Raw genomic sequence first — 15951 nt, 5'->3', positions numbered from 1 at the left:
GATGTTCCTCGATGGCCAGCTTTTTTCACTTGGCTGGACCAGTCGAATGTACCGGTGGCACAAGGTGTTGCGCCAATCAATTTTTCTGATCGCTGGGATTTATGCCAGTGATCCTTTGCGCCGGCCCGCGCTGCGCTGCGGCATCGCTGCGCATTGAAACAGATGGAATTCGACCCGATAGTTTGCCGCGACGACACGCGCCGGAAACATCCGGCCTGATAAGATGCACCTCAAGAACCGGAGCGAGGCAGTGGATCAACCGTCCTTTCAAAAGCAGCTCGGCGCATTGCGCGATCATCGTGCGGCCAAATCGGGCTCGATGCGCGAGGCTTTCGCCGCCGATCCGCAGCGCTTCGAGAAATTCTCCGCCAGCGACAGCGACGTGCTGCTCGACTGGTCGAAATGTGCGGTCGATGCGCGGACGATGGAGTTGCTGGAGAAGCTGGCCGAGGCCGCCGACCTCGAAGGCCGGCGCGACGCCATGTTTGCCGGCAAGAAGATCAATGTCACCGAAGGCCGCGCCGTGCTGCACACGGCACTACGCAACCTGACCGGCAAGGGCATCGTGCTCGACGGCCAGGACGTGAAGGCGGAAGTCCTCGCCGTGCTCGACGCGATGGGTGCCTTCGCCGACGCGGTGCGTTCCGGCAAAGCGGCCGGCGCGACCGGCAAGAAGATCACCGACATCGTCAACATCGGCATCGGCGGCTCCGATCTCGGCCCTGCCATGGCGACGCTGGCGCTGGCGCCCTATCATGACGGGCCGCGCGCGCATTACGTATCCAATATCGACGGTGCGCATATCCACGACACGCTGAAGGGACTTTCCGCCGAAACCACCCTGTTCATCATCGCGTCCAAGACCTTCACCACGGTCGAGACTATGACCAATGCCGAGACCGCGCGCGGATGGGTCGAGAAGGCGCTCGGCAAGGAAGCGGTCGGCAAGCACTTCGCCGCCGTCTCGACGGCGCTCGACCTGGTCGCCAAATTCGGCATCGCGCCCGATCGCGTCTTCGGCTTCTGGGACTGGGTCGGCGGCCGCTATTCCGTCTGGGGTGCGATCGGCCTGCCGGTGATGATCGCCGTCGGCCCGCGGAATTTTCGCGCCTTTCTCGACGGCGCCCATGAGATGGACGAGCATTTCCGCACCGCGCCGCTGGCGAGGAACCTGCCGGCGCTGATGGGGCTGATCGGCTGGTGGCACCGCGTGATCTGCAAATACCCCGCTCGCGCCGTCATCCCTTACGATCAGCGTCTGTCCAGGCTCCCGGCCTATCTGCAGCAGCTCGACATGGAATCGAACGGCAAGAGCGTGACCCTGGACGGCGGCGCTGTGACGACGCCGACCGGCCCGCTGGTCTGGGGTGAGCCCGGCACCAATGGCCAGCACGCCTTCTTCCAGCTTCTGCATCAGGGCACCGATTTCATTCCCGTCGAATTCCTCGCCGCTGCCGTCGGCCACGAGCCGGAACTGAAGCATCACCACGACCTTCTGCTTGCCAATTGCCTGGCGCAGTCGGAAGCTTTCATGAAGGGCCGCACGCTTGAGGAAGCCCGCGCACAGATGCTGGCGAAAGGCATGAAGCCGGCTGATGTCGACAGGATTGCTCCGCACCGCGTCTTCTCCGGCGACCGCCCCTCGGTGACGATCCTCTACAGAAAGCTCGACCCCCACACGTTCGGACGGCTGATTGCGCTCTACGAGCACCGCGTCTTCGTCGAAGGCACGCTGTTCAACATCAACTCCTTCGACCAATGGGGCGTCGAACTCGGCAAGGAACTGGCGACCGGGCTGCTGCCCGTCGTTGAAGGCAAGGAGAACGCCGCAAAGCGGGACGCCTCGACTGCCGGACTGGTGGAATACATCCACCGCTTGCGCGGCCTGGAGTGAAAAGCTTGGCGGACATCAAGGGAATATTGTTCGACAAGGACGGCACGCTCGTAGATTTCAACGCGACATGGCTGGGCATCGCCGACTTCATGGCGATGGATGCGGCCGAAGGCGATCGCTGGAAAGCAGACAGGCTGCTTGCGGCGGCGGGCTTCGACTTTGCCGCCAAGCGCTTCAAGCCGGATTCGATTTTTGCCTCCGGTACCAACATGGACGTCGTCGAGCTGTGGTTTCCACGGCTGTCCGACGAGGACCAGATGCTTGCCGTCGCCCGCTTCAACGCCATCACTTCGGCGCAGGGATCGGCAATGGCGGTGGCGCTGCCGGGTGTGGTCGAGACGCTTGGCCTGCTTCACAGAAAATCGTACCGGCTTGGCGTCGCCACCAACGACTCGACCAGCGGCGCGGAAAAGACCTTGGTCACTCTGGGCGTCGCGCAGCTTTTCGACGCCGCCTATGGTTACGATGCGGTGGCTAATCCAAAACCGGCGCCGGATACGATCCTTGCCTTCTCGGATCTGACAGGGCTCAGGCCGGCGACGATCGCAATGGTCGGCGACAATCGCCACGATCTGGAGATGGCGCGGGCCGGCGGCTGTGGCCTGGCGATCGGCGTGCTGTCCGGCACCGGCACACGGGAATCGCTGTCGCAGATCGCCGACGTTATCCTCGATTCAGTTGCCGATCTGCCCGATTTTCTTGCGGCCCGAGTCAGCGAGACGGTCTAGACTCGCAGCTAAGCTGGTCCGAACGAGAACACGCCGCTCGGTTTCATCGCCGCATTCCTGCCCTCGCCGACATCCGGCACCTCGTATTCGGCAAGCAGGCGAAGCCGCGAGCGGGGCAGATAGGTGCGGCCTGGATCGCCGACCAGCACCTCGATGCCGGCAGCGAGGCAGCGGTCGAGGAAGGGAACGACCCGGCCGGCAAGATCATGGGCGTAAAACAGGTCGCCGACCACCACGACATCCACCGGTGGCGGCGGACCGCTGGTTATGTCCCCGCCGATCGTCGCAATCGCAACGCCGTTCGCCATCGCATTGAGGCCGATCGCGGCAACGCCGTTGCGGTCGATCTCGGCCGCGATCACCGCGCTTGCGCCGGCTTTTGCCGCTGCGATGCCGACGAGGCCCGAGCCGGCGCCGAGGTCGAGCACGCGACGGCCGGTCACGGTCTCCGGCCGGTCGAAAATATAGCGGGCGAGCACCGCGCCGCCGGCCCAGATATAGGCCCAATACGGTGGCTCCGGTTCAGGTCCGTCCTCTTCGGTCGCGTGTTGGTTCCACTCGACAAGTCGCCTGAGCCCGCTTCCCGGATGGGCGGTGTAAAGCCGAATTTCGGGAATCGCAGGTACTGCCGCGATCCGCATGTTCGCCCGGATGAACTCTGCCGGATCTGGGCGCGAGCCTATACCCACCGCATTGGCGCCGGCGATGCAATCGCTCAAGCTGCGCCTAGCCCCGCAACGCCCGTCGCAGGATCTTGCCGACCGGTGTCTTGGGCAGCTCGGTGCGGAACTCGATATGCCTGGGGCGTTTGTAGCCGGTCAGGTTCTCTTTGCAATAAGCCGCCAGCGCTTCGGCGGTCAGCCCCGGGTCCTTCTTGACGACGAACAGCTTCGGCACTTCACCCGAATGCTCGTCCGGCACGCCGATCGCCGCCACTTCGAGTACCCCCGGATGCTGTGCCACCACTTCCTCGAGTTCGTTCGGATAGACGTTGAAGCCGGAAACCAGGATCATGTCCTTCTTGCGGTCGACGATCTTGGTATAGCCAAGCTCGTCCATGAAGCCCATGTCGCCCGACTTGAAGAAGCCGTCCTCGGTCATCACCTTGGCGGTCTCGTCCGGCCGGTTCCAGTAGCCGGCCATCACTTGCGGTCCGCGGATGCAGATTTCGCCGACTTCGCCGAGCGGCAAATTGTTGCCGTCGTCGTCGCGGATGGCGATCTCGGTCGAGGGCAGCGGCAGGCCGATCGTGCCGGTGTAAACGCCGTCGCTGAATTTGTTGATGGTTGTCCCCGGTGAGGTTTCGGTAAGCCCGTAGGCCTCGCTGATCGGGCAGCCGGTCAGCGCCTTCCAGCGTTCGGCGATGGCCCTCTGCACCGGCATGCCGCCACCCAGCGTCAGGATCAGCGGCTTGAAATCGAGCTTGCGAAAATCCTCATTGTTGAGCAGCGCATTGAACAGCGTGTTGAGGCCCGGAAAGATGTGGATCGGGTATTTCTGCAGCTCCTTGACGAAGCGGGGAATGTCGCGCGGATTGGGGATGAGGACATTCTGTGCGCCTTGCTGCATGCCTAGCAGCACGTTCGCCGTCAGCGCAAAAATGTGATAGAGCGGCAGCGCGCAGAGGAAATTCAGATGCGCCGGCTTAGGCTTGACGGTAAAGGCGTCTTCAGCCCACAGCGCGTTCTGCGCGACGTTCGCCAAAATGTTGCTGTGCAAAAGCATCGCGCCCTTGGAGATGCCGGTCGTGCCGCCTGTGTATTGCAGGAAGGCGATGTCGTCGGCCGCGACCTCTGCGGGCCTGAAGGCCATGCCGGCGCCTGCCTTCAGCGCGGCGCTGAATTTGACATGGCCGGGCAGCGACCATGCCGGCACCATCTTTTTGACGCGGCGTACAACGAAGTTGACGATTGGTCCCTTGATCCCACCGAGCATGTCGCCCATCGAGGCGACCACGATATGCTTGACCGCGGTCCTGGCGATCACCGCCTGCAGGGTGCAAGCGAAATTTTCGAGGATGACAATGGCTTGAGCGCCGGAATCCTTGAGCTGGTGCTCCAGCTCGCGCGGTGTGTAGAGCGGATTGATGTTGACCACGACATAGCCGGCGCGAAGCACTGCCATGATCGCCACCGGATATTGCAGCACATTCGGCATCATCAGTGCGACGCGCGCGCCCTTCTGCAGCCCCGTTGATTGCAGATAGGCGCCGAAGGCGGCCGACTGTCGCTCGAGGTCGGCATAGGTGATCGATTTGCCCATGCAGACGAAGGCCGGCCGATTCGCAAACTGCTTGCACACGGTGACGAGAAAGTCGCCGATCGAGCTGGCGGGCAGGGCGCCGATCTCGGCCGGCACGATCTTTGGATAACTCTTGAGCCACGGTTTTTCCGGCAGGCCGGCGGCCAGCGACGTGATCGCCTTTGGTAATCTCTTGGCCGGACCTGCCGACGGTCGGGGCGCTGTCGGCACTGCCTTCGCCGCCGGCTTGGCGGCAGACTTTGCAGCAGGCGCCGTCTTGCGGGTTGCCGGTTTAGCAGCCGTTCCAACCGTGGTCTTCGCCGCCGGCTTCGCGCTTGCCTTCGCGGTAGCCGCCGGCTTGGCGTCGGCCGCTTTTGACTTGACTGCTTTCGATGTTGCCTCGGCCTTTGCTTTCGCCGCGCTGGTTGTCTTTGCCGGTTTTGCCACCTGTCGCTCCCTCAATCGTTCTTATTGTTTCGGCATGCTTGCGCGCCACCACCGCCCTGATCAACAAAGATATCCCAACGCTTGCCGCAATGCCCGAAACCCGGGAAAATCCGGCACGCTGCCCATCTATCTATGTATTGCCACAAGCGGCGGCCATGCAAGCCTTCGGCACCGGGAGTGCGGTAAGACTTGCCGTCAAACCTCTCGGCCGCGACCGGTTTTCGGACGCGGGTCTCTTGAACCGAAAGGCTCGATTCCCACAATTGGCGGCATCGCCGATCAACAAAAAATTGAAGTCGCTAATAATGTCGTGATCTGCGGATTCGGCTCGTTTTTTTCCACAATTTGCCGCGTGCCGGAATTTTTTTCTGCTTCCCGTGGGTTAGGCAAACAAGCAGTTCCAAAGCTAGAAAAACGGTGCTTATATGCGGCCTTCGCGAGCCTGATAGAGGGGCTTGGAAGAACATCAGGGAGTGCTCAATGAAAAAGAAACTGACTTTTGCAGCCGCGTTGCTGGCTGCAAGCGTCCTCGGCGGCATGGCCAACGCAAAACAACTGGTCTATTGCTCGGAGGCTTCGCCGGCCGGCTTCGACCCGTCGCCATGGAGCGGCGGCAACGACTTCGACGCCTCGTCGCGCACCATCTATTCGCGCCTGGTCGAGTTCGAGCATGGCAAGACCACCATCTCCCCCGGCCTGGCAGAGAGCTGGACGGTTTCCGACGACGGTCTCGAATACACCTTCAAGCTTCGCCCTGGTGTGAAATTCCAGACGACCGATTATTTCACGCCGACGCGCGACCTCAACGCCGACGACGTGATCTTTTCCTTCGAACGCCAGTGGAAGAAAGAAAGCCCGTGGTACAGCTATCTGGAAGGCACCGGCTGGGAATATTTCACCGGCATGGGCTTCCCCGATCTCCTGAAGGAAATCGTCAAGGTCGACGACCTGACGGTGAAATTCGTGCTGAACAAGCCTGAAGTCGCGTTCCTGCCGGACCTCGGCATGGATTTCGCCTCGATCGTTTCCAAAGAGTATGCCGACCAGCTCGACAAGGCCGGCACCAGGCAGCAGTTCACCCAGAAGCCGGTCGGCACCGGTCCGTTCCAGTTCGTCGACTACCAGGTCGACGCGGTCATCCGCTACGCGGCATGGGACGGCTACTATGGCGGCCGCCAGAAGATCGACGATCTGATCTTCGCCATCACGCCCGATCCCGCCGTGCGCGCGCAGAAGCTGAAGGCGGGCGAATGCGATATCATGTCGTACCCGGCGCCAGCCGACATTGCCGGACTGCAGGCCGACACGAACCTCAAGGTCGATGAGCAGGAAGGCCTGAATATCGGCTACATGGCCTATAACACAACGCAGCCGCCCTTCGATAAGGTCGAGGTCCGCAAGGCCCTCAACATGGCGGTGAACAAGAAGGCAATCATCGACGCGGTCTATCAGGGTGCCGGCACGCCGGCCATCAACCCGATCCCGCCGACCATGTGGTCCTACAACAAGGACATCAAGGACGATCCCTACGATCCGGAGGCGGCCAAGAAGATGCTGGCCGACGCCGGCGTCAAGGATCTGTCGATGAAGATCTGGGCTATGCCGGTCAGCCGCCCCTACAACCCGAACGCCCAGCGCGTCGCCGAGTTGATCCAGGCCGACTATGCCGCCGTCGGCGTCAAGGCGGAGATCGTCAGCTACGAATGGACCGAGTATCGCCAGCGCGGCAAAGCCAAGGATCGCGACGGCGCCTTCCAACTGGGCTGGACCGGGGACAATGGCGATCCGGACAACTTCTTTTTCCTGCTCGGTTGCGATGCCATCGGCCAGTCCAATTATGCGATCTGGTGCAATCAGGAATTCGAAGCCCTGCTGAAAAAAGGCAAGGCAACGACGGACGTCGCCGAGCGCACCAAGATCTACGAGGAAGCTCAGGTGGTGTTCAAGCGTGAGGCTCCGTGGCTGACCATCGCCCATTCCAAGGTCTTCATGCCGATGAACAAGAAGGTGTCGGGCTTCGTTATGGACCCGCTCGGCATTCATCGGTTTGACGGCGTCGACGTCACCGAATAAGTCCTGAGAAATTGAACGGCGGCGCTGGACTTCCCGCGCCGCCGTTCTATGAAGCAAGATGCTCCGTTATCTCCTCCACAAGCTCGCTTTGATCATCCCGACCGTGTTCGGCATATCGCTGGCGGCGTTCGCTTTCGTCCGGCTTCTGCCCGGCGATCCCATCCTGGCCCTGGCCGGCGAGCGCGGCGTCAGCCCCGAACGCTACGCCCAGCTCATCGAGCAGTTTGGCTACAACCGGCCCTATGTCATCCAGTACCTGGAATATATCGGCAGGGTCCTCACCGGCGATTTCGGCATATCCATTGCCACCAAGCGGCCAGTGCTCGGCGAATTCCAGGCGCTGTTTCCGGCCACGCTGGAACTGGCGACGGTGGCGTTGATCATCGCCATCCTGCTTGGCATCCCTGCCGGCATTTTCGCTGCGGTCAAGCGGGGCTCCTGGTTCGACCAGGCGACGATGGGTGTCGCGCTGACCGGCTATTCGATGCCGATCTTCTGGTGGGGGCTGCTGCTCATTATCTTCTTCTCCGGCTATCTCGGCTGGACGCCGGTTTCCGGCCGCATCGGCCTGCAGTATTTCTTCAGGCCGACGACCGGGTTCATGCTCATCGACAGCCTGATCTCCGGCAGGAGCGGCGCTTTCAAATCCGCCGTCAGCCATCTGATCCTGCCATCGATCGTGCTGGCGACGATCCCGCTCGCCGTCATAGCGCGCCAGACGCGCTCGGCGATGCTCGAGGTGCTGGGCGAGGACTATGTCCGCACCGCGCGTGCCAAGGGCCTGGCGCCGCGCCGTGTCATCGGGCTGCATGCTTTTCGCAACGCGCTGATCCCAGTGGTCACCACCATTGGACTGCAGGTCGGCACGTTGATGGCAGGCGCCATTCTGACCGAAACCATTTTTTCCTGGCCAGGCATCGGCAAATGGATGATCGACGCCATCGGCAAGCGCGACTATGTCGTCGTGCAGAGCGGATTGCTGATCATCGCGCTGATCGTCATGGCGGTGAACCTGATCGTCGACGTGCTCTACGCCGTCATCAATCCGCGCATCCGGGTGCAGTGAGATGACCGACGAATCCGCCGCCGAAGCCACCGCTGCCTCCATCCCGACAGGCGGCAGGCAAAGGGCGTTTGCCGAGTTCTGGCATTACTTCTCGATGAACACCGGGGCCGTCATCGGTCTTGTCGTGTTTTCGGCGCTCGTGCTGGTGGCGATCTTTGCGCCGTTCGTCGCCCCGCATTCGCCCGACGAGCAGTTTCGCGATGCACTGCTGGCGCCTCCTGCCTGGCAGGAAGGCGGCAAATCGATGTTCCTGCTCGGCACCGATGCGGTCGGCCGCGACATGCTTTCGCGGTTGATCTTCGGGGCACGTTTTTCGCTGTTCATCGGCCTGGTGGTCGTCGTCTTCTCACTCACCAGCGGCATCGTGCTTGGCGTGCTCGCCGGCTATTTCCGCGGCTGGGTCGACACGCTGATCATGCGCATCATGGATATCATCCTGGCCTTCCCGTCGCTGCTTCTGGCGCTGGTGCTGGTGGCGATCCTCGGCCCGGGCCTGTTCAATGCCATGTTGGCGATCGCACTGGTGCTGCAGCCGCATTTCGCACGTCTCACCCGCGCCGCCGTGATGGCCGAAAAGAACCGCGAATATGTGATCTCCGCCAAGGTGGCCGGCGCCGGTCATCTTCGCTTGATGGTGAGGACGATCTTGCCGAACTGCCTGGCACCGCTGATCGTGCAGGCCACGCTGTCCTTCTCCAACGCTATTCTCGAGGCTGCGGCGCTCGGCTTCCTCGGTGTCGGTGCGCAGCCGCCGACACCAGAATGGGGCACGATGCTCGCTTCGGCGCGCGAATTCATCCTGCGCGCGCCTTGGGTGGTGACCTTCCCCGGCCTTGCCATCCTGATCACTGTGCTTGCAATCAATCTGATCGGCGACGGCCTGCGCGATGCCTTCGACCCCAAGCTGAAGAGATCATGATCCAATGCCTCTTCTCGAGATCAAGAACCTGACCGTTTCCTTCGACACCGCCGCCGGACCATTCATGGCGGTACAAGGCATCGACCTGTCGGTCGAACCGCGCGAGGTGCTGGCGATCGTCGGCGAATCCGGTTCCGGAAAATCGGTGGCGATGCTGGCGGTGATGGGGCTCTTGCCCAACACGGCGACGGTGAGGGCCGACCGCATGGCCTTCGACGGCATCGACCTGCTAAAGCTCGGCCCATCCGAGCGGCGCAAGATCGTCGGCAAGGACATTTCGATGATCTTCCAGGAACCGGTCGCCAGCCTCAACCCATGCTTCACCGTCGGCTTCCAGATCGAGGAGGTGCTGCGTTTTCATATGGGCATGGACCGCGCTCAGCGCCGGGCGCGCGCCATTGAACTGATGAAGCTCGTCGGCATCGCCGACCCCGAGGAACGGCTGGGCTCGTTCCCGCATCAGATGTCGGGCGGCCAGTGCCAGCGCGTCATGATCGCCATCGCCATCGCCTGCAATCCGAAGCTTTTGATAGCCGACGAGCCAACCACGGCACTCGACGTCACCATTCAGAAGCAGATCCTCGACCTGCTGGTCGGCCTGCAGGCCAAATACGGCATGGGCCTGATCATGATCACCCACAATATGGGGGTCGTTGCCGAGACCGCCGACCGTGTCATCGTCCAGTACAAGGGCCGCAAGATGGAAGAGGCCGATGTGCTGTCGCTGTTCGAATCCCCCAGGAGCAATTACACGCGCGCGCTTCTGTCGGCGCTGCCGGAGAACGCCGTCGGCGACCGGTTGCCTACTGTTTCCGACATGCTGTTCGAGCCGGCCCCATCTGTAGTCGCAGCCCGATCCGCAGGAGGAACCGCCTCATGAGCGTGACGGTAGTCGAAGGCAAGAACATCGTGCGCGACTATCATGTCGGCGGCGGGCTTTTCCGCCCCTCCCGTACGGTTCATGCGGTCAAGGGTGTTTCGTTCAGCGTCGACAAGGGCAAGACGCTGGCCATCGTCGGCGAGAGCGGCTGCGGCAAGTCAACACTCGCCCGCATCATCACCCTGATCGACCCGGCGACCTCCGGCGAGCTTTTCATCGATGGCAAGAAGGTCGACATCGCGAGGGATGGTCTGTCGAAGGAAATGCGCCGCAAGGTGCAGATCGTCTTCCAGAACCCCTATGGTTCGCTCAATCCACGCCAGAAGATCGGCGACGTGCTTGGCGAGCCGCTGCTCATCAACACCGACAGCACGGCCGACGAACGGCGCGATCTCGCCATGAAGATGTTGAAGAAGGTCGGTCTCGGCCCCGAACATTATAATCGCTACCCGCATATGTTTTCGGGCGGCCAGCGCCAGCGGATCGCCATTGCCCGCGCGCTGATGCTCAACCCCAGCCTTCTGGTGCTGGACGAGCCGGTCTCGGCACTCGATCTTTCGGTGCAGGCGCAGGTGCTGAACCTGCTCGCCGACCTGCAGGACGAGTTTCAGCTGACCTATGTTTTCATCAGCCACGACCTGTCGGTGGTACGCTATATCGCCGACGACGTGATGGTGATGTATTTCGGCGAGGCGGTCGAATACGGCTCGCGCGACGAGGTCTTCGCCGACCCCAAGCACAGCTACACCAGGACGCTGTTCGCGGCGACGCCGCGTGCCGACGTCGCCAGCATCAAGGCAAGGTTGGCGAAAAAGAAGGCCGCCTGATCCGGCGAGGTTTGCCGGCCGGCTACCGCTTCTCGATCCCCGGAATGCTGGAGATCTCCTCGACGAGAAAGTCGACCAGCAGCCGCACCCGGGCGATACCCGCACGCTCCGGAACGATCAGCATGCTCAGCGGGACGGGAGGCGGAAAATAGCCCGGCATGACCACTTCCAGCCGGCCGGCCGCCAGAAGATCGTCGACAAGCCAGTGGTGCGCGGGTGCGATGCCGCGTCCGGCGACAAGGGCTTCGCGCGCGGCAAGCCCATGGTCCACACGAAATCGCCCGCCAAAGGGCACCGCAAAGGTCTCGCCGCCCGGCCCCTGCAGGACGAGCATGTCGCTTCCCGCGATGTTCGACATCCGGATGCCTTCATGGCCAGGCAGATCGTGCGGGACAGCCGGTCTGCCGCGCGCCGCCAGATAGGCCGGCGCCGCCACCAGCAGACGCCGGGACTGGCCGAGCGCCCGCAGTTTCATCGAGCTGTTGGTGAGCGGACCGAGGCGAAGCGCGATATCGACGCCCTCCCGCACGAGATCGATGCGCTCGTCGGTGAGGCTGAGATCGATGCCGATGTCGGGATAGCGGTCCTGAAAGGCGAAGATCAACCGGCTGACGTGCAAGACCCCGAGCGCCGCCGTGCAGGATATCCGGATCGTGCCGGCCGACGCGCCGCGCGTGCCCCGCGCCTCATCGCCGGCCTGCTCAACGAGGCGCAGGATCTGGACGCTGTCGGCATAGTAACGGCTGCCTTCATCGGTCATCGTCACACGCCGGGTGGTCCTGCTGAGCAAGGGCACTCCGACGGCCTCCTCGAGTTCTCGCAAATGCCGTGTGACCGTCGACTGCCCAACTCCGAGTTCGCGCGCCACCGCCGAGAGGCTGCCGCGCTCGGCGACGCGAACGAAGGTGCGCATGCGCTCGAGAGTGACGTCCGATCTATCCATTATTCGGCATAATCTTATGCATTTCCTACATATAGTGGATCAGCCCGCGGCTGGCTACCTTTGGTGTCTATCGTCCTTCTTCGGAGTAGACCCATGAAAGTCCTGCTTGTTTTTGCTCATCCTGAACCGCGTTCGCTCAACGGCGCGCTGCGTGACGTCGCCATCAGGGAACTCGAGGCCCAAGGACACGAGGTGCGGGTGTCGGACCTCTATGCCGACGGCTGGAAAGCCGAGGTGGACCGTGCCGACTTTCCGGCGTGGCCGCCCGAAGCACGCTTCCTGCCGACCGCCGCCTCCAAAAAGGCTTTCGCGACCAACACACTCACCGAAGACGTCAAAGCCGAGATCGACAAGCTGCTATGGGCCGACACCCTGATCCTCCAGTTCCCGCTGTGGTGGTACGCCATGCCGGCGATCCTCAAGGGCTGGGTCGATCGCGTGTACGCCTATGGCTTCGCCTATGGCGTTGGCGAGCACAGCGACAAGCGGTGGGGTGACCGCTTTGGTGAGGGAACGCTCGCCGGCAAGCGCGCAATGCTGATCGTGACCACCGGCGGCTGGGAGGAGCATTATTCTGCCCGCGGCGTCAACGGCCCGATCGACGACCTGCTGTTCCCGATCAATCACGGAATTCTCTATTATCCGGGCTACGACGTGCTTCCGCCGTTCGTGGTTTACAGGGTGGACCGTTTTGGGGAAGCCGATTTCGAGCCTGTCGCGGAGCGGCTGCGCGAGAGGATGCGGACGCTCGAGACAATCCGGCCCATTCCTTATCGGCAGCAGAATGGTGGCGATTACCTGATCCCAAGCATGCAGTTGCGCCCCGGCCTGGAGAGCCCGGGTGCAACCGCTTTCGCGCTCCACCAGAACGGCGCAAGCGCAGCCGGACAGCCCGATCAGGACAGCCGGGCGATGACGGTACGCAGCGCCTCGCCGAAACGCCGAACTTCCTCGATCGTATTGTAATGCACCAGGGAGGCGCGGACGGCGCCGCTGTCCATGCTTAAGTTGAGCCGCTTCATCAGGCGCGGCGCATACATATGGCCGTCGCGAATGCCGATCTGCATCTCGGCCATTTCCTCGACGATCCTCTGCGGCGACAGCGTGCCGATGTTGAAACAGAAAGTCGGCACGCGCTCGCTGAGGCGTGCTTCGTCGGCGACACCATAGATCGTCGCGCCGCAACCCTTGAGCACCGCCAGCATTTCGCGCGCCAGCACCTGCTCGTAATCGCGGATGGCATTCATGCCGGCGACGATGTTGTCGCGACGCGACCGGTTATTCTCGGACAAGAAATTGCGGCCGATCGACTCGAGATAGCGCACCGCGGCATCCATGCCGGAGACGTTCTCGTAGATGAAGGTACCGGCCTCGATCTTGTAAGGCGGCTCGTCGGGGATGAAATCCTCGCGGAAGGTCGGCAAGCGCTTCAGTGTTTCGAAGCGGCCCCACAGGAAGCCCATATGAGGCGAGAAATTCTTGTAGCCGGAGCAGACCAGATAATCGCAATCCCAGGCCTGCACATCGATCAACCCGTGCGGGCCGTAATGCACGCAGTCTAGGAACACTTCGGCGCCTGCCGCATGCGCAATCCTAGCCACGGAAGCAACGTCGACAATCGAGCCGATCGAATGCGCCGTCACCGTGCAGGCGACGAGCCGGGTGCGCTCTGAGACCAGCGGGCGCAAATCGTCGACATGCAGATTGCCGTCCTCGCGCATCCGCCACCATTTGAACTTGGCGCCGGCGGGCGCCAGCGCCAGCCACGTCGCGATATTAGCGTCGTGATCCATGTCGGTGATGACGATCTCGTCACGCTCCCCGTTTGGGCGCTCGGAAAGCATCTGGCCGATGGCGAGGCTGACCAGGCGGATGAACGAAGTGGCGTTCATGCCGAAGCAGATCTCCGCCGGGTTGGTAGCGTTGATCAGCAAGGCCACGCTTTCGCGCGCGCCGGCCACTGCTTGATCGACGGTGACGCTGCGGCCATAGCGGCCGCCGCGCTGCACATTATGCGCAACCAAATGGTTGGTGACCGCATCGAGCACGCTTTGCGGGATCTGCGCGCCGGCGGCATTGTCCATGAAGACGAAGTCTCCGGCTTGCTGCAAGGCGGGAAACATGGCGCGGATCGTCTCGACCGGGAAAGCTGCGGCATCGCCGGTTTTCGAAATCTGATGCTGGTTCAAGCTCGTCTCCTGCGAAGTGCCTAACGGAAGTTGATATTCGGGGAATTGGCGGACGGAAATCGTTGGCGACCTCAGCGGGTCTTTTCGGTCTGGAAGCGGCGTTCCAGGAGGCTGACGAGTCGGACCATCGGCCAGAGAAAGATCAGATAGACCAGCGCCGCGCCGATCAGCGGTGAGGGATTGGCATAGAGCGATTGCGCGTTGGTCGCTTCCTTCAGCAGTTCAGGCAATGCTACCGTGGAGGCGAGCGAGGTGTCCTTGAACATCGAAACGCAATTGCTGGTCATTGGCGGAATGACGACGCGGATCGCCTGCGGCAGCACTACCTTGCGCAAGGTCAGCAAGAACGGCAGGCCGAGCGCCTGCGCCGCCTCGAACTGGCCGCGCGGAATGCTCTCTATGCCGGAGCGGAGCACCTCGGCCGAATAGGCCGCCATGATGATGGCGAACGCCATCACCGCGGACGTCCACGATGACAGGCGAATGCCGAGGAACGGCAGCGCATAGTAGATCAGGATCAGCACCACCAGCACCGGCATCGCCCGGAAAATGTCGATGTAGCCGACAGCCAGCAGCCGAAGCGGCTTTGGCGCATAGAGCCGCACCAGGCTGATCGCGAGGCCGACGGGAATACCGATGCCGATGCTCATGATTCCGAGCAGCAGCGTGTTCAGGAAACCGCGCAGCAGCGCCGGCAGGCTGGAGACCATGACGTCGGCGTTGAAGAAGGTGTCCAGCAGCGACATCGCAGCATTTCCGAAACGTTTGGCGTCCCGCGACGCTCGAGCCCCAGCTCGAAATCCCGAAATCGTGCCGGTACGAAAGCCGGCACGAAATTTAAGCGCGAACTGCCGCTCAGGCCTTCGGCACAGGCATTTCCTTGACGGTCGAGGAATCGGCCGGTGCGTCGCTGCCGAACCACTTCTTGTGGATCGCGGCCAGCGTGCCGTCCTTCTTCATCGCGGTCAGCGCGTCGTTCAGCTTGCCGAGCAGCGGGTGGTCCTTGGTCATCATCAGGCCGTACTGCTCGCCGGTCTTGATGCGCTCTTTTACGGCGAGATCCTTCATCCTGGTGAAAGAATATTCCAGGCCCGGAATATCGCTGACCGCCGCATCGACGCGGCCGGAGCTGAGATCGAGCAGCAAATTCTGCTGCGTGTCGTAGCCTTTGACGTCACTGAACCCGTCCGCCTCCTGGTGGGCCTTCACCCAGGCTTCGCCGGTCGAGCCGGACAGCACGCCGATGATCTTGCCCTTGAGGTCGGCCTCGGCTTTGATTGGGCTGTCGGCCTTCGCGGCGATGCCCATGTCGGAATCATAGTAGGGCTGCGTGAACGACTGAGACTTCAGCCGCTCCGGCGTGATGGTGATCGACGAGATGGCGACGTCGATGCGCTTCGAGGTGGTGGCGGCGAACAGCGCTTGGAAACCGAGGTCGGCGATGTCGGTGGTCATGCCGATACGCTTTGCCGCCTCATTGACGATGTCGACTTCGAAACCCTCGAACGTGCCGCTCTCGTTCTTGTATTCAAAAGGCGGATTGGTCGGATAGGCGCCGACATTCAGCGCGCCTTCGGCGTAGGCCGGGCCGCCGGCGATGCCGATCGCGGCAGCAACAAGAAGCAGGTTGCGACGGGTGAAGTTCATTTTCGTTCCCTCTGGTTGTGATCGGGCGGGTTTGGCCCCGCACGGTTTTGATGCGCCAAGTGACGGGACTGCCGGAAAGCCCTCCCGGCACGGCAGT

At 62.3% G+C, this 15951-nt stretch carries 16 protein-coding genes; 10 read left to right on the top strand and 6 right to left on the bottom strand.

The window, feature by feature from the left end:
- Window position 1 precedes the first annotated feature (1 nt).
- The 3 genes from NKH83_RS15435 to NKH83_RS15425 all read left to right on the top strand — a co-directional run bounded on the left by NKH83_RS15435 (window position 2) and on the right by NKH83_RS15425 (window position 2622).
- Window positions 2-157 carry a hypothetical protein gene (locus NKH83_RS15435; protein WP_254816186.1) on the top strand — a complete coding sequence of 52 codons (156 nt, stop codon included), beginning with the start codon at window positions 2-4 and terminating at the stop codon, window positions 155-157.
- Window positions 158-250: 93 nt separating this feature from the next.
- On the top strand, window positions 251-1894 hold the full coding sequence (gene pgi / locus NKH83_RS15430; RefSeq protein ID WP_352476033.1) for a glucose-6-phosphate isomerase: 1644 nt from the start codon (window positions 251-253) through the stop codon (window positions 1892-1894).
- Between the two features lie 5 nt (window positions 1895-1899).
- A complete protein-coding gene (locus NKH83_RS15425; protein WP_254816188.1) occupies window positions 1900-2622 on the top strand; it encodes an HAD family hydrolase in 723 nt (240 codons plus the stop codon).
- 8 nt (window positions 2623-2630) lie between these two features.
- Here NKH83_RS15425 and NKH83_RS15420 read toward each other — a convergent pair whose 3' ends face one another.
- Window positions 2631-3341, bottom strand: coding sequence for a class I SAM-dependent methyltransferase (locus NKH83_RS15420; protein WP_352476032.1), 711 nt, complete (start codon window positions 3339-3341; stop codon window positions 2631-2633).
- A gap of 7 nt (window positions 3342-3348) precedes the next feature.
- On the bottom strand, window positions 3349-4980 hold the full coding sequence (locus NKH83_RS15415) for a long-chain-fatty-acid--CoA ligase (protein ID WP_352805540.1): 1632 nt from the start codon (window positions 4978-4980) through the stop codon (window positions 3349-3351).
- A gap of 16 nt (window positions 4981-4996) precedes the next feature.
- On the opposite strand from NKH83_RS15415, the gene NKH83_RS15410 reads away from it, so the two are divergent.
- From NKH83_RS15410 to NKH83_RS15385, 6 genes are read left to right on the top strand one after another with little or no spacing between them, the layout of a single operon-like run.
- A complete protein-coding gene (locus NKH83_RS15410) occupies window positions 4997-5794 on the top strand; it encodes a hypothetical protein (protein ID WP_352476030.1) in 798 nt (265 codons plus the stop codon).
- Window positions 5791-7383, top strand: coding sequence for an ABC transporter substrate-binding protein (locus NKH83_RS15405; RefSeq protein ID WP_254816244.1), 1593 nt, complete (start codon window positions 5791-5793; stop codon window positions 7381-7383). Before NKH83_RS15410 ends, NKH83_RS15405 begins: the two co-directional genes overlap by 4 nt.
- A 58-nt stretch (window positions 7384-7441) precedes the next feature.
- Window positions 7442-8449: an ABC transporter permease subunit gene (locus tag NKH83_RS15400; protein ID WP_254816243.1), complete on the top strand. Its 1008-nt coding sequence runs from the start codon at window positions 7442-7444 to the stop codon at window positions 8447-8449.
- Between the two features lies 1 nt (window position 8450).
- Complete coding sequence (locus NKH83_RS15395; RefSeq protein ID WP_023676823.1) at window positions 8451-9368, top strand: ABC transporter permease subunit; 918 nt, start codon at window positions 8451-8453, stop codon at window positions 9366-9368.
- A 4-nt stretch (window positions 9369-9372) separates the two neighbouring features.
- Window positions 9373-10248 (top strand): ABC transporter ATP-binding protein, encoded by an 876-nt coding sequence (locus NKH83_RS15390; RefSeq protein WP_352506082.1) that lies wholly within the window; start codon window positions 9373-9375, stop codon window positions 10246-10248.
- Complete coding sequence (locus NKH83_RS15385; RefSeq protein ID WP_254816240.1) at window positions 10245-11075, top strand: dipeptide ABC transporter ATP-binding protein; 831 nt, start codon at window positions 10245-10247, stop codon at window positions 11073-11075. The genes NKH83_RS15390 and NKH83_RS15385 overlap by 4 nt, the downstream gene beginning before the upstream one ends.
- A 22-nt stretch (window positions 11076-11097) precedes the next feature.
- On the opposite strand, the gene NKH83_RS15380 is transcribed toward NKH83_RS15385, so the two are convergent.
- On the bottom strand, window positions 11098-12018 hold the full coding sequence (locus NKH83_RS15380; RefSeq protein WP_352805535.1) for a LysR family transcriptional regulator: 921 nt from the start codon (window positions 12016-12018) through the stop codon (window positions 11098-11100).
- A gap of 93 nt (window positions 12019-12111) precedes the next feature.
- Between NKH83_RS15380 and NKH83_RS15375 the strand changes: the two genes are divergently transcribed.
- Entirely contained in the window at window positions 12112-12984 is an 873-nt protein-coding gene (locus NKH83_RS15375) for an NAD(P)H-dependent oxidoreductase (RefSeq protein ID WP_352805533.1), read from the top strand.
- Here the strand turns inward: NKH83_RS15375 and NKH83_RS15370 are convergent.
- The 3 genes from NKH83_RS15370 to NKH83_RS15360 all read right to left on the bottom strand — a co-directional run bounded on the left by NKH83_RS15370 (window position 12915) and on the right by NKH83_RS15360 (window position 15854).
- Window positions 12915-14207 carry a cysteine desulfurase-like protein gene (locus NKH83_RS15370; RefSeq protein ID WP_352805531.1) on the bottom strand — a complete coding sequence of 431 codons (1293 nt, stop codon included), beginning with the start codon at window positions 14205-14207 and terminating at the stop codon, window positions 12915-12917. The genes NKH83_RS15375 and NKH83_RS15370 overlap by 70 nt on opposite strands.
- A gap of 71 nt (window positions 14208-14278) precedes the next feature.
- Complete coding sequence (locus NKH83_RS15365) at window positions 14279-14953, bottom strand: amino acid ABC transporter permease (protein ID WP_352805528.1); 675 nt, start codon at window positions 14951-14953, stop codon at window positions 14279-14281.
- A gap of 109 nt (window positions 14954-15062) precedes the next feature.
- Window positions 15063-15854, bottom strand: a complete 792-nt coding sequence (locus NKH83_RS15360) for an ABC transporter substrate-binding protein (RefSeq protein ID WP_352805526.1) — start codon at window positions 15852-15854, stop codon at window positions 15063-15065.
- Between the last annotated feature and the right edge of the window lie 97 nt (window positions 15855-15951).

Origin of the sequence: Mesorhizobium sp. M0909, assembly GCF_040319515.1 — a bacterium.
Taxonomy (GTDB): Bacteria; Pseudomonadota; Alphaproteobacteria; order Rhizobiales; family Rhizobiaceae; genus Mesorhizobium.
Note: the sequence above shows the minus strand (reverse complement) of the source record. Positions and strands in the feature narration are given on the sequence as shown.

Coding starts and splice junctions, on each gene's coding strand:
- NKH83_RS15435 (WP_254816186.1), top strand. CDS start 2: ATGTTCCTCGATGGCCAGCTTTTTTCACTTGGCTGGACCAGTCGAATG.
- NKH83_RS15405 (WP_254816244.1), top strand. CDS start 5,791: ATGAAAAAGAAACTGACTTTTGCAGCCGCGTTGCTGGCTGCAAGCGTC.
- NKH83_RS15400 (WP_254816243.1), top strand. CDS start 7,442: ATGCTCCGTTATCTCCTCCACAAGCTCGCTTTGATCATCCCGACCGTG.
- NKH83_RS15395 (WP_023676823.1), top strand. CDS start 8,451: ATGACCGACGAATCCGCCGCCGAAGCCACCGCTGCCTCCATCCCGACA.
- NKH83_RS15390 (WP_352506082.1), top strand. CDS start 9,373: ATGCCTCTTCTCGAGATCAAGAACCTGACCGTTTCCTTCGACACCGCC.
- NKH83_RS15385 (WP_254816240.1), top strand. CDS start 10,245: ATGAGCGTGACGGTAGTCGAAGGCAAGAACATCGTGCGCGACTATCAT.
- NKH83_RS15380 (WP_352805535.1), bottom strand. CDS start 12,018: ATGGATAGATCGGACGTCACTCTCGAGCGCATGCGCACCTTCGTTCGC.
- NKH83_RS15375 (WP_352805533.1), top strand. CDS start 12,112: ATGAAAGTCCTGCTTGTTTTTGCTCATCCTGAACCGCGTTCGCTCAAC.
- NKH83_RS15365 (WP_352805528.1), bottom strand. CDS start 14,953: ATGTCGCTGCTGGACACCTTCTTCAACGCCGACGTCATGGTCTCCAGC.
- NKH83_RS15360 (WP_352805526.1), bottom strand. CDS start 15,854: ATGAACTTCACCCGTCGCAACCTGCTTCTTGTTGCTGCCGCGATCGGC.